Source organism: Thermostichus sp. MS-CIW-41 (genome assembly GCF_054058915.1).
Genome location: NZ_JBSSBO010000009.1, coordinates 39,444 through 54,398 on the forward strand (window position 1 = coordinate 39,444; position 14,955 = coordinate 54,398).

General features: G+C 58.6%; 14 protein-coding genes. 7 read left to right on the top strand and 7 right to left on the bottom strand.

Features of this window, described 5'->3' with window-relative positions; genetic code table 11:
- Positions 1–30 precede the first annotated feature (30 nt).
- The 3 genes from galE to coaD all read left to right on the top strand — a co-directional run bounded on the left by galE (position 31) and on the right by coaD (position 1,932).
- A complete protein-coding gene (gene galE, locus ACVWXE_RS04405; RefSeq protein ID WP_457489703.1) occupies positions 31–1,035 on the top strand; it encodes a UDP-glucose 4-epimerase GalE in 1,005 nt (334 codons plus the stop codon).
- 61 nt (positions 1,036–1,096) lie between these two features.
- Positions 1,097–1,432, top strand: a complete 336-nt coding sequence (cutA, locus tag ACVWXE_RS04410; RefSeq protein WP_414350043.1) for a divalent-cation tolerance protein CutA — start codon at positions 1,097–1,099, stop codon at positions 1,430–1,432.
- 20 nt (positions 1,433–1,452) lie between these two features.
- Positions 1,453–1,932 carry a pantetheine-phosphate adenylyltransferase gene (gene coaD / locus ACVWXE_RS04415; RefSeq protein WP_414355759.1) on the top strand — a complete coding sequence of 160 codons (480 nt, stop codon included), beginning with the start codon at positions 1,453–1,455 and terminating at the stop codon, positions 1,930–1,932.
- A 29-nt stretch (positions 1,933–1,961) separates the two neighbouring features.
- Here the strand turns inward: coaD and ACVWXE_RS04420 are convergent, their stop codons facing one another.
- Positions 1,962–2,321 (bottom strand): pentapeptide repeat-containing protein, encoded by a 360-nt coding sequence (locus ACVWXE_RS04420; protein WP_457489684.1) that lies wholly within the window; start codon positions 2,319–2,321, stop codon positions 1,962–1,964.
- Positions 2,322–2,808: 487 nt separating this feature from the next.
- Here ACVWXE_RS04420 and ACVWXE_RS04425 point away from each other — a divergent pair, with 487 nt between their 5' ends.
- Positions 2,809–3,921 carry an ATP-dependent 6-phosphofructokinase gene (locus tag ACVWXE_RS04425; protein WP_414344504.1) on the top strand — a complete coding sequence of 371 codons (1,113 nt, stop codon included), beginning with the start codon at positions 2,809–2,811 and terminating at the stop codon, positions 3,919–3,921.
- Here ACVWXE_RS04425 and ACVWXE_RS04430 read toward each other — a convergent pair.
- A complete protein-coding gene (locus ACVWXE_RS04430) occupies positions 3,873–4,268 on the bottom strand; it encodes an AtzH-like domain-containing protein (protein WP_457489685.1) in 396 nt (131 codons plus the stop codon). The genes ACVWXE_RS04425 and ACVWXE_RS04430 overlap by 49 nt on opposite strands.
- A 417-nt stretch (positions 4,269–4,685) precedes the next feature.
- Positions 4,686–5,702: an FHA domain-containing protein gene (locus tag ACVWXE_RS04435; protein ID WP_457489686.1), complete on the bottom strand. Its 1,017-nt coding sequence runs from the start codon at positions 5,700–5,702 to the stop codon at positions 4,686–4,688.
- Positions 5,703–5,886: 184 nt separating this feature from the next.
- Between ACVWXE_RS04435 and ACVWXE_RS04440 the strand changes: the two genes are divergently transcribed.
- Positions 5,887–6,372, top strand: coding sequence for a CGLD27 family protein (locus tag ACVWXE_RS04440; protein WP_011433781.1), 486 nt, complete (start codon positions 5,887–5,889; stop codon positions 6,370–6,372).
- 33 nt (positions 6,373–6,405) lie between these two features.
- Complete coding sequence (locus tag ACVWXE_RS04445; RefSeq protein WP_457489687.1) at positions 6,406–7,338, top strand: bifunctional riboflavin kinase/FAD synthetase; 933 nt, start codon at positions 6,406–6,408, stop codon at positions 7,336–7,338.
- Between the two features lie 6 nt (positions 7,339–7,344).
- Here ACVWXE_RS04445 and ACVWXE_RS04450 read toward each other — a convergent pair whose 3' ends face one another.
- The 4 genes from ACVWXE_RS04450 to rpoD all read right to left on the bottom strand — a co-directional run bounded on the left by ACVWXE_RS04450 (position 7,345) and on the right by rpoD (position 10,438).
- Positions 7,345–7,803 carry a molybdenum cofactor biosynthesis protein MoaE gene (locus ACVWXE_RS04450; protein ID WP_457489688.1) on the bottom strand — a complete coding sequence of 153 codons (459 nt, stop codon included), beginning with the start codon at positions 7,801–7,803 and terminating at the stop codon, positions 7,345–7,347.
- Between the two features lie 278 nt (positions 7,804–8,081).
- A complete protein-coding gene (locus tag ACVWXE_RS04455) occupies positions 8,082–8,867 on the bottom strand; it encodes an adenosylcobinamide-GDP ribazoletransferase (protein ID WP_457489689.1) in 786 nt (261 codons plus the stop codon).
- Positions 8,864–9,121 carry a hypothetical protein gene (locus ACVWXE_RS04460; protein WP_148202754.1) on the bottom strand — a complete coding sequence of 86 codons (258 nt, stop codon included), beginning with the start codon at positions 9,119–9,121 and terminating at the stop codon, positions 8,864–8,866. Before ACVWXE_RS04460 ends, ACVWXE_RS04455 begins: the two co-directional genes overlap by 4 nt.
- Positions 9,122–9,226: 105 nt before the next feature.
- Positions 9,227–10,438 carry an RNA polymerase sigma factor RpoD gene (rpoD, locus tag ACVWXE_RS04465; protein WP_011433786.1) on the bottom strand — a complete coding sequence of 404 codons (1,212 nt, stop codon included), beginning with the start codon at positions 10,436–10,438 and terminating at the stop codon, positions 9,227–9,229.
- Positions 10,439–11,076: 638 nt separating this feature from the next.
- Between rpoD and metH the strand changes: the two genes are divergently transcribed.
- Positions 11,077–14,751 carry a methionine synthase gene (gene metH, locus ACVWXE_RS04470; protein ID WP_457489690.1) on the top strand — a complete coding sequence of 1,225 codons (3,675 nt, stop codon included), beginning with the start codon at positions 11,077–11,079 and terminating at the stop codon, positions 14,749–14,751.
- The last annotated feature ends 204 nt before the right edge of the window (positions 14,752–14,955 follow it).

Sequence of the window (14,955 nt, forward strand, 5' to 3'; positions counted from 1 at the left end):
TGGGTGGGATCTTCCATCTGACGTTTGCCTATGCGTCTCCTGGTTACCGGCGGGGCGGGCTACATCGGCAGCCACACCTGCAAAGCTCTGGCGGCCTCTGGTCATCTGCCCATCACTTACGACAACTTGGTTTACGGGCACCCCTGGGCAGTTCGCTGGGGGCCGTTGGAGATTGGGGATCTCGCCGACCGCCAGCGGCTTGATCAAGTCATCCAACACTATCGCCCGGAAGGGGTGATCCACTTTGCTGCCTATGCCTATGTGGGCGACTCGGTCAAGGATCCCGGCAAATACTACCGCAACAATGTGGCCGGATCCCTGAGTTTGTTGGAGGCCATGCGGGATCACGGGATCCCTTACATAGTGTTCTCCAGCACCTGTGCCACTTATGGGGTGCCAGAGCGGATCCCTATTCCCGAAAGTCATCCGCAACGTCCCATCAACCCCTACGGCCAGAGCAAGCTGATGGTGGAGCAGATCTTGCAAGATTTCCAGGTTGCCCACGGGATCCGATCCATTAGCCTGCGCTACTTCAATGCCGCCGGAGCCGATCCCGATGGCGAAATTGGGGAGGCCCACGACCCGGAAACCCACCTGATCCCCTTGGTGTTGGAGGTCGCCGGAGGCCAACGTCCCCACATCACAGTCTTTGGAGAGGACTACGATACCCCCGATGGCACCTGTATCCGCGACTACATTCACGTCACCGACCTGGCGCAAGCCCACGTGTTGGCGGTAGAAGCGCTGGCCTCTGGCCGGCCCATACAACCAGCCTACAACCTGGGCAATGGCCAAGGCTTTTCCGTCAAAGAGGTCATTGCCACCGCAGCAGCCGTGACCGGAAGACAGATCCCCATGCAAATGGGAGCGCGCCGCCCTGGGGATCCCCCGCGCTTGGTGGGCGATGCCGGCGCCATCCTTCGCGATCTCAACTGGAAACCTCTCTACACCGACCTGGCCGAGATCATTCAAACTGCCTGGCGCTGGCACCAGAAGCGGCCCTATTTCGGCAAATCTAGGCCCCCGTTGAGCTAGGAGTGTCTAACTTGGCGGGCGATAGGATAGGGAGGAACCGCTTGGTTAACCACTGCCCCGCATGGACGATAAGACCACACCCGATACCCTCGCGGTTGTCATGACCACAGTGGGATCCGAAGCCGAGGCCCATCGCTTGGCCCATACCCTGGTGGCCGAACGTTATGTGGCCTGTGCCCAGGTCTTGCCCGGGATCACGTCCTACTATCGCTGGCAGGGATCCCTGCAGGCCGATGCCGAGTTTCTCATCCTGCTCAAATTGCCCGCAACTGCCTACCCCCGCCTGGAACAACGGCTGCGAGAGCTGCACCCCTACGCTGAGCCCGAGATCCTGGCTCTGGCAGCCACTCAAGTGAGCACAACCTATTTGGCGTGGGCCCGCGACCAGGTAGGCTAGGGAATAGTGCACAGTTGGCCATGATCGCCCTCTACCCCGGCAGCTTCGACCCGATTACCCTTGGGCATCTCGATGTTATCGAGCGGGCCAGCCGTCTTTTTTCCAAGGTAATCGTCGCCGTCTTGAAAAACCCCAACAAAACCCCTCTGTTCAGCCCCGAGCAGCGGCAAGCCCAGATTAGCCTGTCCACAGCCCATCTCAAAAATGTTGAAGTTGATACGTTTTCAGGTCTGACGGTGGCCTATGCCCGCCAACGGGGGGCAAAGGTGATCGTGCGCGGCTTGCGAGTTTTGTCGGACTTCGATGTGGAGCTGCAAATGGCCCACACCAACAAGCTGCTGGCTCCCGAACTGGAAACCCTCTTTCTGGCCACCGCCAGCGAGCACAGTTTTGTCAGCAGCAGCCTGGTGAAGGAAGTCGCCAAGCTGGGCGGCCCCATCGATCACCTGGTGCCCGCTCCGGTGATTCGAGATTTGCGGGAGCGCTTTCCCCCGGCCTGAGGGCTCAGGGATCCCCTCTCCTTCCCCAATCAAAATTCAAAGGGCTGCATCCCTGCCGTCACCGGATCAAACCCCACCGGGAAGCAGGTGTTGTGATTGTAGAGGGAGCCACTCAAATTGGCTCCTTCCAAGCAGGCTCCCTCAAGGTCGGCATAGCGCAGGTCGGCACAGCGCAGGTCGGCCTTTGCCAGATTGCTGCCCCGCAGGTTGGCGTAGCGCAGGTTAGCCCCATGCAAATCGGATCCCTCGAGATTGGCCCCTCGCAGATCGGCCCCCCTCAAAAAGGCATACTCCAAGCAGGACTGGGGAAAATGGCGCTCTCCCCGCTGGTAGCGGCTGAGCAACTCTGAGGCCCCTTGTAGAGCACACTGGGCAATGGTTTGAGTCATGGTACTGCTCCCAAATCAGACTGGATGCCTTATTTCTATCCTCATCCCTATCATCGGGTTGGCCGGGTTTTGATCATCCCTGCTTAACAAATGATTTCAGTTTTTGAGTGGATTGTTGCCCCCAAGTTTTTTTGGAAAGATCTATCCTCAGAGATATAGAAGTCTTTCCTAATCGGCAGCTTGTGCGGCAATGTTTCTTAATTCTTTTTGTGAAGAATACTTAACGGCTGGGCTTGATCGCCAACCCCAAACCCCACCGGGAACGCAAGCTGACCTGATCTTGCTGGGTTGTATGGATCCCTCAATTTCTTCTTTTTCAGCACTCCCCCAACCAGAAGGTGTTTCTCCAGAGCTGATTGAACCAAGATAATTGGGATAATGATCGACTGGATCACATCCGTAGTTTGCGATTGAGTAGGGATTCTCTGCAAGCGATATAGACCCTTATCTCTGTTCAGGATGTTCACCTTTCTTTAACTAGAGCTCTATGCCCAAACGTAAGCGAATCGGGATCCTCACCAGTGGCGGCGATTGTGGCGGCCTCAACGCTGTGATTCGAGCAGTGGTGCGGCGGGCCCGCGACTACGATATGGAAGTTTATGGCATCAAAGATGCGACGGCAGGACTGATGGCTCGACCGGTGGAGGCGGAGCTGCTGGATGTGAAGCGGGTTTCCGGCATTTTGCGCTACGGCGGCACCATCTTGGGTACCGTGAACAAAGGCAACCCCTTCGCCTACCCTATGCCCGACGGCAGCTTGGTGGATCGCTCGGCAGAAGTGATCACCGGCTACCACCGGCTTGGGTTGGATGCCCTCATTGGGGTGGGTGGGGATGGCAGCTTGGCCATTCTCCGGCAACTGGCTCTGCAGGGGGATTGGAACTTTGTCGGGATCCCCAAGACCATCGACAACGATGTCGGTGCCACCGAGTATTCGGTGGGGTTCAACACAGCTCTGAGCGTGGCTGTGGAAGCCCTAGATCAGCTCACCTACACGGCCATCAGCCACAGCCGAGTCATGGTCATGGAGGTGATGGGGCGGGATGCCGGTCACATTGCCATCAGCGCTGGCATTGCCGGGGGGGCGCATGTGATTTTGATCCCGGAAATTCCCTACAAGCTGGAGAATGTCTGCAAAAGAATCCGCGACCGCAAAGAGCGGGGCAATAACTTCAGCATCGTGGTGGTGGCGGAGGCAGTTCGCACCGAGTCGGGGGAGCCGGTGACCTACACCAACAGCCTGGGGCAGTCTCTCTACGGCGGCATCGGCCATTACATCGGCAATGAGATCGCCCTGCGCACCGGCATCGAGACGCGGGTTATGGTTTTGGGCCACCTGCAGCGGGGAGGTACGCCTTCTCCTCTGGATCGCCTGCTGGGAGCAGCCTTTGGGGTGGCTGCTGTGGACTTGATCGCCCAAGGCAAATACGACCGCATGGTGGCCTGGCAAAATCGGCGGGTGGTGGATGTGCCCCTGGCAGAGGCCATCTCCCAGTATCGGCGGGTGGAGGTGGATGGGGCTTTGATCGCCACGGCCATTGGGCTGAATACCTACGTGGGCGAGGTGGATCCCCAGCTTTTGCGCAGCATTTCCCCCTGATCTTCCGGCAAAAACGACACGTGGGCAGAGACAATCTTCCAGCCGATATCGGGGAACCTGTACCCCATCTGGCTTTGGCGGCCCAAGCGAGGGATCCCGTTCACCAGGCGGCGAAACTCTAGGGTGACCGAGCCGCAATCTTCCCCAAAGGTGACCACCTGCAAACGCAGCATCTCGCGGGCCAAATTCGTGGGAGGACGCCGTTGGCGAAAAGCCTTGATCTCGTCTCCCCCGTAGAGATTTTCCCCCACACCAAAGCGCACCACCGGGGGGCCATCCCAAAACAGGCGGTTCAGGGTGGGCACATCATTGCTCGTCAGGGCAGCTTCGTACTGATGGTAGAGCATGCCTCTAACCCCCAAAACCCTGAACTTTGCTGAATTTACTGAGCTTTAGGCGGTTTGGCAAAAGTCATTGAGAGTGATATAGTAGACCAAGTTTCCCCCTGATCCTTGAGTCCACCGCAACGGTTGCCGGGAAGTGAAGGGGGAAAGCGCTCGGGGGGTATTCCTCAGGGCTTTGCGGGATACCGCCTTCCTGCTCAGAGATAGGCAGGATGCGATCGCTTCTTTCCTGGACCATGTTCAGGAGAGTTCAGCGTGAATGTATCAGTTCGGTTAGCTCTGCCACCACCTCGGGGCGATTCACCACACTCATGGGCCGGGCTCTCGTGCAATCGAAATGGGATCCTATCGGCTCCAGGAGCAGCAGGAGGTTCTGGAAGAACAGCGGGATCCCATCGTGCGGCAAGACATCTCTAGGATCTAGGGGCTGAGAACGGCTTGCAAAGACCGCACATCGCAGTAGTACACCTGATGGCGGTGGGCGTACCCCTTCAGCTCTACGGCCTGATGGGAGAAGCAGGCGGCTGCCTGCCCCAGTTGTTTGGCCAAGCAGGTGTAGGTGTCCTGGCTGACCGCCAAGTCGGCGTTGAGGGTGCGGGTAGCGCTCTCGATGCGAAAGGCCAAATTCACCGTATCTCCCAGAGCCGTATATTCTTGGCGGGTGTTGTTGCCCACCTGGCGCACGATCGCCGAGCCTGTGTTGACCCCTGCCCCCAGACGAATGGGAGAAGGCAGCGGAAACTCACCGTTCAGCTGCTCGGTCATTTGAAACAGCTTCGCTATGGCCTGCAAAACCGACTTCACATCGAGGTGAATTCCCGGCACTTCCGTGCCCAGAGAAGCAGTGTTGGCTTGGGGCACATGGAACCAAACGGCCATAATCGCATCGCCAATGTATTTATCGACAGTGCCCCCGTACTGCTGAATGATATCCCCACCCCGCCGGAACCAATCGCCCATCACCTGGGAAAGCAGGCGCTCGTCCAGTTGTTGAGTCAGTTGTCCGTACCCTCGCACATCGACCACCGCCACCGAGATCAGCCAGCGGGTTTGTAAAACCAGGGTGTCCGAAGGTTTGGCCGCAGGGCTGGGTTCCGAGCTGGCCAGGGATCCGCTGTGGAACTCCAGCTGGGATTGTCCAAGGGTGAGGTGATCCCCATCCTGCAGCAGGGTGGGAATGCTGACGCGGCGATTGTTGACAAACGAGCCGTTGCGGCTGCCCAGATCAATGAGATAGATGCTGTTGTTGTCGAGGTATTGCAGCAGGGCATGTTGGCGGGAAACGCTGGGATCGCTCAAGACGATGGCGTTGTCCTCATCACGGCCTAGGGTCCAAGCGGTCGCTCCCGAGAGAACGTGTTTTCTTTGGCTGCCATCCGGCTCTTTTAAGATCACGTAGGGTGCGGCAGTGGCGGCAGATTCGCTCGTGACGCTCATGATGGGATAAGTTGTAGACGCGACCACACTTTAATAAATACGATACCCCGCTCCCCTTCGGTTGATCGGGAAGATGCCTGGGCTGGATTTCTAGGCTGTCTTCGTCGAGAGATGGAGGTCTGAGGATGGGCTTGGCGGGGGGCCAACCCGACCGATATCATTTTGTGTAGATACGTTAAGGTCTATGCTGGATCCCTCCCATCCCATTCCCGCTGAGCAACAGCCGCTCCGGCAATATGCAGAGCTGAGGGAAGCCTTTCCTTTTTCCTGGCCTGCTTTGGGGTGGATCCCTTACTTAAAACGAATCTTTGGGGTTTGGGGAGCTGTTGTGCTGGCGGTTTCCCCGCTGGTTTGGAGCAGCTTTGCCGGAGATTGGGGCCACTTTGTCTCTGGGTCGGTGCTGGGGGCCAATGTCTTGCTCGGCCTGGTGTTGCTCCATCTCTACTTGGGATGGGCTTATGTGCGGCGGCGCTTGGTACAAGCCCAGATTCCCTATGAAGAAAGTGGCTGGTACGATGGGGCGATGTATGCCAAGTCAGAAGAGGAGCTGGCTCAGCATCGGCTGATTGTCAGGTATCAGATTGATCCTGTGTTGCAGCGCCTGCGACGGAGCTTGTGGGGCGTAGTGGGCTTGAGTGGGTTGGTGGCCCTGCTGTGGCCTCTGGGGTAGGCAGTTGGTTGGCTGTTTTTAGGATCCCGGACAGTGCACATCACTTCTGATCTGGCTCAAACCTTGCGACCCACCGCTGTGGCCATCGGGAACTTCGATGGCTTGCATCTGGGCCATCAGAAGGTGCTGCAGCCGATTCGAGATTCTCTTCAGGGGGTACGTACTGTCCTCACCTTTCATCCCCATCCCCAGGAAGTCTTGACGAGGCGGCCTCAGCTGTTGCTCACTCCCCCTGCCGAAAAGCTGGCTCTGTTGGCGCAAATGGGCTTTGAGCAGGTGGTACTGCTCCCCTTCACCCCTGCATTTGCCTGCCAGCCCCCCCAAGAGTTTATCCGAACGGTACTTGAACAGGGCCTGCGCGTTCGCCATCTCAGCGTCGGTTGGGATTTTTGCTTTGGTCACCGTCGCTCCGGCAACGCCCAAACGCTCCAGGCTTGGGGATCCGAGCGCTGCATTCCGGTGGAGGTAATCCCGGAGACGAAACTCAACGGGGAACGGGTGAGCAGCTCTCGCATTCGAGCTGCCCTGGCGACTGGGGAGGTGTCCACCGCCGAAGCGCTCTTGGGTCGCCCCTATCGTCTGATGGGAGAGGTGGTGCAAGGGGATCAGCGGGGCCGACAACTGGGCTTTCCCACCGCCAACCTCCGCTTGCCTCCGGAGAAGTTTTTGCCCCGCGATGGGGTGTACAGCGTTTGGGTGGATGTGCCTGCTGCTGCGGCAGCTCTACCTGGGGTGATGAACATTGGCCATCGGCCCACGTTTGCCGGTTTACAGCACACCGTCGAGGTGCATCTATTGGATTGGACAGGAGATCTCTACGGGCAAGAGGTGCGGGTGGCGCTACGGGGCTTTATCCGCCCAGAGCGGAGATTTCCCACGGTGGCAGATTTGATTCAGCAAATTCAGCAAGATTGCCAAACGGCTCGTCAGCAATTGGGTTTGGCTGAGCAAGTGGGTATGGTGTAGGGGGATCTATGCCGAAGAGAGCTCGCAAGCGCCAAGGCTCACCCAGGCGCTGGTGCCATCTCGCCAGTATTCTTTTTTCCAGATGGGGGCGTTGTGCTTGAGGGTGTCGATGGCAAATTGGCAGGCAGCAAACCCTTCGGCCCGATGAGGGGTGCCCACCGCCACCAAGACGCTGATCTCGCCAATGCGCAGCTTGCCGATGCGGTGGTGGATGACCACACTGTTGGCATCTGGCCAGCGCTGCTGAATTTGTCGGGCAATATCGGCGAAGACCTTCAGAGCCATGGGCTCGTAGGCTTGGTATTCCAGGTAATCGACAGGGCGGCCATTGGTGTTGTCTCGAACGGTACCGCTCATCACCACCACAGCTCCATTGGCCGGATGGGAGGCCTCTTGGTGGACACGGTCGATGGACAGGGGAGCCAGGGTGATCTGGAAGGAAGTCTTCAGGACGGTCAGGAGCATGACTCTAGTCAATAATAAGCTCAACTATACTGAAAATAATGTATAATATGTTCAGTACGGATTACTACCAGTTGATCTTTCTGTTTACTTTCGAGTCTGCCAACATGGTAGCCAAAGCAAAGCAGAAAATTGGTAGTAAGACGACACGGAAACTGCGCTTTGGGTATTCTACTCAAAGCTTTGCGGGATACCGCCATTCTGTTTGGAAACAAACAGAATGCTATCGCTGCATAGTTGAACAGTGATGTTCAGCAGTGTTCAGCGTAAATGTATCAGATTCATGATGGCCCAATAAGGGATCCCCACAGCAATGCTATCGCTTCTGACCATTCCACCGTAGCTCCGTAGGTATCGCCCGTGTGTCCTCCCAACTGGCGGTAGATCCAGTAGCCCACGGCCCAAGCCCCCAGAGCGGATCCCAGCGTCCAGAGCAGCAAAGGGGGCCAAGCCAAGATCCCAGCCCAGCCCAACCCCCCGGTGATGGCCAGCACAAGCAGAGTGCCCGGCCACAGGGATCCCGGCAGGGAAGTGGAGTCTTTGAGGAAGCGGGCGGATCCCTGCTCGCGCAGGTAGGGGTACAGGGCAATGGCGAGCAACTGGCCCCAACGCCCCCAGGCGGGCACCAGCAGCAAGAGGGGCCAAGCTCGAACGCTGCTCAGGGCAGCAAATTTCAGCAGCAGCAGCAGCACCAAGGCCAGTACCCCATAGGCCCCGGTGTGGCTATCGCTCATCACCTGCAGACGGCGACGGGATCCCTGCAAGTCAGATTTTTGCCCATCCTCAGTTGACCGTTCCGGATCCCCTTTGTAAGGATTCTTGTGGACATTGATCGCCAAGCCATCGGCAGTATCGGCCACCCCGTCCAGGTGCAGTCCACCGGTCAAGAGAACCCACAGGGCCAAGAGCAAAGCGGCCCGCACCGGATTGGGGAAAACCTGCAGCAGGATCCCAGCCAGGGAGAGGATCCCGCCCAGCAACACACCTACCCCTGGCAGCCAGGCGGCAATGCCCTCAAACGGCAAGTCTCCGACCCACCCCAGAGGCAGGGCCGTGTAGAAGGTCAAGGCTGCCCAGAAGCGCCGCAATCGCTCAGTCCCTGAGTCTGTGTAAAGGGATCCGCCAATCCAGCCCTCTGGGAGAGAAAATAGGAATCCTTGCGAACGGTGCGCCCCACCACAATGGTGAGCTTGACAATGGTGAGCTTGGCCACCAAAGCTCCGATGGCGCCCACCGCGGCCAACACCAGAAAGAGGGCTGCTTTTTCAGAAAGACTGGGATCCGCGGAGTCTGGTTCGAGTTCATGCTGAAGATCCTCCATCGCGCGGGTTGGCAGTTCCAACTCAGTCTGCCTTAGGGGGCCGGGAACTCTCTTGGATCCCTTGCCCCGGCTCTCCCTGAGAGCTAGAAGGAATGGGCCCCAGAGTCACCGGATGTATTCCTTCAACACGCTGTTGCGGTTGGGGTGGCGCAACTTGCGCAGAGCCTTAGCCTCGATCTGCCGGATTCGCTCACGGGTGACATTAAAGATCTGGCCGATCTCCTCCAGCGTTTTCATGCGGCCATCATCCAAGCCGTAGCGCAACTTCAACACATCCCGTTCGCGGGCGGTGAGGGTTTCCAAAACGCTTTCCAGATCTTCTCTGAGCAAGACTTTGGCCACCCGATCCTCCGGCGTCTCCCCATCCGACTCGATAAAGTCTCCCAGCCGAGAATCCTCTTCCTTGCCGATGGGGGTTTCCAAAGAGATGGGAAGCTGGGCCGACTTGGCGATAAAGCGCAACTTCTCGATGGTGATCTCCATGCGGGTGGCGATCTCCTCTTCGGTGGGCTTGCGGCCCAATTCCTGGGAAAGCAACTTGGTTACCTTTTTGATGCGGGAGATCGTCTCGTAGAGGTGGACGGGCAGGCGAATGGTGCGGGATTGGTCGGCAATGGCGCGGGTGATGGCCTGTCGAATCCACCACGTCGCATAGGTGGAGAACTTGTAGCCCTTCTCGTGGTCGAATTTCTCGGCTGCCCGAATCAGGCCCAGGGATCCCTCCTGAATCAAATCCTGAAAAGACAGGCCCCGGTTCATGTACTTTTTGGCGATGGACACCACCAAACGCAGATTAGACTGCACCATCTTTTCTTTGGCCCGCCGCCCCCGATGCAACCGCCGCCGAAATTCCGGCAAGGACATCTTGACCTCTTCTGCCCAGAGGGTGTCCGGCACCTCTTCTGGGTCTGACCAGAGGCCCATACGCTGAAAAACGGCCTCGCGAGCGCGCTCTAGCTCCAGCAGATCGGCAATTTTTCGGGCTAGCTCGATTTCTTCATCGGCCCGCAGCAGCCGGATACGCCCAATTTCTTGCAAATAGACCCGGATAGAGTCATCGGTGTAGGGCTTTTTCTTACTGGCCGCCTTGCGCTTTGAGCGACCTTTGGCACCGGCGGCGGCAGTCTCTCCATCCTCCTCTGCTGCCTCTTCGTCGTCGTCATCCTCATCAAAAGCATCAGTGTCACCGGTATCCAGTTCGCTCTCGAGGGTATCTGTCTCCGTGTCCAACTCCAGGGTGCCAGAAGGTGGATTTTCCAGATCCGATTCGAGAAGAGCTGTTTTACCCGATTTCACCAATTCCTTTGCTTGAGCCATGCTGAGTTCCTCGTGATCCTAATCACAGACAACTAAAGGTGACTAAGGGAGCTTAGACGCCAAAGGGAGAGGAGCAAGTTGCAGCCCTGCTGCATCCCACAACGCCAGAGTGAGGGAGCCGATATCCGCAAGCCAAAGCCTGAGTTGCCCTAGGCCAGCCTGCCCGCTTCTGAATAACCGATTGCTCGGGTCAATCTGGAAGCAGATATCGCTCATGGAGCTCAACTGAACTGGCGCAAGACCCGTCATCTTGGTGGGCGGAACCTCTCAAGATGGCGAGAGGTGGATCTTTCTCTTCGCCAATCCTGCGACGGGGTGCGAGGCACTTCACTGGGGGGGCGGAACATTCAGCACCTCAACCACTCCAACCCGCGAGGAGAAGATCGCTCTACAGCAGGCGGCAAGTGACCCTGGGAGGAACACTTGCGAGCAACTGTAGCCGTTCACACCAAAACGTCTTCCCTAAATTAGCCCGACCTGGGGGAAACAGCAACGGGGCAGGCAAAGAAAATGTTAAATTCGCCTCAACAATGGCCAAGATGGGATCCCTGGCCCCTCGGTCTAGTCCGGGCAAATGGCTCGATGCTAACCTAAATCAGACTTGAGGTCGCTTTGCACTCTGCCTGACTTTGACTTCTATGACCCATCCCTTCCTGCAGCATCTCCAGGAACGTGTGATTGTCTTTGATGGGGCGATGGGATCCTCCCTCCAGGCCCAGAACCTGACGGCAGCGGATTTTGGTGGGCCGGAGCTGGAGGGTTGCAACGAGATGCTGGTGCTGACCAAGCCGGAGGCGGTGGAGCGGGTACACCGCGGCTTTCTGGAAGTGGGGGCCGACGTCATCGAGACCAATACCTTTGGGGCTACCTCCATTGTTTTGGCCGAATATGGGATCCCGGAAAAAGCCTACGAGCTGAACGTGGCGGCGGCGCGACTGGCCAAGCGGGTAGCAGCCGAGTTTGCGACGCCGGAAAAGCCCCGTTTCGTGGCCGGCTCCATCGGCCCCACCACCAAGCTGCCCACCCTGGGGCACATCAGCTTTGATGAGATGCGGGCTGCCTACGAGGAGCAGGTGCAGGGGCTAGTTGACGGTGGGGCGGATCTGCTGATCATCGAGACCTGCCAGGACATTTTGCAGACCAAGGCGGCCCTGGTGGCCGTGCAGCAGGAGTTTGCCCGACGCGGGATCCGCCTGCCGGTGGTGGTGTCCCTGACCTTTGAGGTGCAGGGGACAATGCTGGTGGGCACGGAGATCGGGGCGGCTTTGGCCATCCTGGAGCCCTATCCCATCGATGTGCTAGGCCTCAACTGTGCCACCGGCCCCGACAAAATGGTGGAGCACATCCGCTACCTCTCTCGGCATTCCCCCTTTCCCATCTCCTGCATCCCCAACGCTGGCCTGCCGGAAAACATCGGCGGCAAAGCCCACTACAAGCTCACCCCGGAGCAGTTGCGCTTCCACCTGGAGCATTTTGTGCGGGATCTGGGGGTGGCAGTGGTGGGAGGCTGCTGTGGCACCCGTCCGGAGCACATCGCCGCCTTGGTGGAAGCCGTGCAGGGGTTGCGGCCCAAACGTCGTAGCATCGAACGGATCCAGGCTGCTGCCTCGATTTATGCCCCTCAGCCCTACCTGCAGGAGAACTCTTTTTTGATCATCGGCGAGCGGCTGAATGCCAGCGGCTCCAAAAAGATGCGGGAGCTGCTTAATGCCGAAGACTGGGATGGCCTGGTGGCCCTAGCGCGGGAGCAGGTGCGGGAGGGATCCCACATCCTGGACGTGAATGTGGACTACGTGGGCCGGGATGGCGTGCGGGATATGCGGGAGCTGGTCTCGCGGCTGGTTACCCAAATCCCAATTCCCCTGATGCTGGATTCTACCGATTGGCAAAAGATGGAAGCGGGCCTCAAGGTGGCGGGAGGCAAATGTCTGCTCAACTCCACCAACTACGAGGATGGGGAAGAACGTTTCCTAAAGGTGCTGGAGCTGGCCAAAACCTACGGCGCCGGGGTGGTCATCGGCACCATCGACGAAGAGGGCATGGCCCGCACCGCCGACAAGAAGTTCCAGATTGCCGAGCGCGCCTATCGCCAGGCGGTTGAGTACGGGATCCCGCCCTACGAGATTTTCTTTGACCCTTTGGCCTTGCCCATTTCCACCGGCATCGAGGAAGACCGGGCCAACGGGGCAGCCACCCTGGAGGCCATCCGCCGTATCCGCCAGGCTTTCCCGGAGACCCACATTCTCTTGGGCATTTCCAACATCTCCTTTGGGCTCTCGCCGGCAGCCCGCGTGGTGTTGAACTCGGTGTTTTTGCACGAGTGCCGTGAAGCTGGGCTGGATGCCGCCATCGTCAGTGCCGCCAAGATCCTGCCCCTGAACAAGATCCCCGCAGAGCAGCAGCAGGTGTGTCGGGATCTGATCTGGGATCGGCGGCAGTTTAACGCCGTTCGCGTTAGCGGGACGGAGTCCTCGGGCATTTGCACCTACGATCCCCTGGCGCGGCTGACGGAGCTGTTTGCGGGCGTTTCCGGGAAGGAACTGCGCTCTGGCGGATCTTTTGCAGATTTACCCCTGGAGGAGCGCCTGCGGCGGCACATCATTGACGGGGAGCGGATTGGCCTGGAGGAGACTCTGGCGGAGGCACTGCAGAAATATCCTCCCCTGGAGATCATCAACACCTTTTTGCTGGATGGCATGAAGGAGGTGGGGGAGCTGTTCGGTGCCGGCAAGATGCAACTGCCCTTTGTGCTGCAGTCGGCAGAAACCATGAAAGCGGCGGTGAAATACCTGGAGCCCTTCATGGAAAAGGTGGGAGGGGAAGTGTGCAAAGGCACTCTTTTGATTGCCACCGTCAAGGGGGATGTCCACGACATCGGCAAAAACTTGGTGGACATCATCCTCACCAACAACGGCTACAAAGTCATCAACCTGGGCATCAAGCAGCCGGTGGAGAACATCATCGAAGCCTATGAAAAGAGCAAGGCCGACTGCATTGCCATGAGCGGCCTGTTGGTAAAATCCACCGCCTTTATGAAGGAGAACTTGGAGGTGTTTAACGAGCGGGGCATCACGGTTCCCGTCATTTTGGGAGGGGCTGCCCTCACCCGCCGCTTTGTGGAAGAAGACTGCCGCCAGACCTACAAAGGCCAGGTGATCTATGGCCGCGATGCCTTTACTGATCTGAACTTTATGGATCGGCTAATGCAGGCCAAAGCTGCCGGACGCTGGGATGACCGGCTGGGTTTTCTGGACGACCTAGAGCTGGGATCCCCCTCTGCCAATGGCCAGAAAGAGGCTTCTTGGGTTCCAGAGGAAACGGATCCCAGCCTGCCCCCTGCGGAGACCACCGTGGGAGCTGCTCCCGCCCTCACCCTCTCCGAGTCCCAAGACACCCGCCGCTCTGAAGCCGTTGCCCTGGAGACCGAGCGACCCATCCCGCCTTTCTGGGGATCCAAACTTCTCGCCTCGGATCAGATCCCCTGGCCAGAGGTCTTCTTCTACATCGACAAGCAAGCCCTGGTGGCCGGACAATGGCAGATTCGCAAGCCCCGCGACCAGTCGGCGGAGGAGTTTGCCGAGTTTATCGCCACCCAGGTGGAGCCGGTGATCGAGCGCTGGAAGGAGCGAATCCTGGCTGAGGATCTGCTGCACCCCCAAGTGGTCTACGGCTATTTCCCGGCGCAGGCGGAAGGAAATACTCTAATCCTGTTCGACCCGGCCAGCTTCCCGGAGCTGTTTGCCCTGGAGCCCGACTCCACCACCTACTTCCAACTGCCCACGGTGGAGCGCCCGCAACTCTCTCCAGGGGTGCGGGAATTGGCCCGCTTCACCTTCCCCCGCCAAAAAACCGGCCACCGCTACTGTATCGCTGACTTCTTTGCCGATCGCTCCACTGGCCTAGTAGATGTCTTCCCCATGCAGGCGGTTACGGTGGGCCCAGAGGCCACCGCCTATGCCCAGCGCCTCTTTGCCGAGGGCCAGTACACCGACTACCTGTATTTCCACGGCCTGGCTGTGACCCTGGCGGAAGCCCTGGCGGAATGGTGCCACGCGCGCATCCGGCGGGAGCTGGGGTTTGGCCACGAAGATAGCCCCGACATCCGCAAGATCCTGCATCAGGGCTATCGGGGATCCCGCTACAGCTTCGGCTATCCCGCCTGCCCCAACATCGCCGACCAACGGGTTCTGCTGCAGGTGCTCCAGGCCGATCGCATCGGCCTGACCATGGACGAAAGCGATCAATTGGATCCGGAACAGTCCACCACCGCCATCGTTGCTTACCATCCGGCAGCCCGCTACTTCAACACTTAGGCTTAGCTTGTCGGGGTGTGGGGGTAGCTAAGCCCCGCACTGTACTCGTAGAGTCAGTGTCGGGATACAGATACCCCCACATGGTGTATGATGGGAGTACTTGCACAAAACGGCTTTTGCCGGAATCTGGTGCAACTACGCGGTAGGGCATTCCGTGTCTGCTCGTGGAGGGTTCTTGCGTAGGCTCCCCGATGAAGCGAGAAG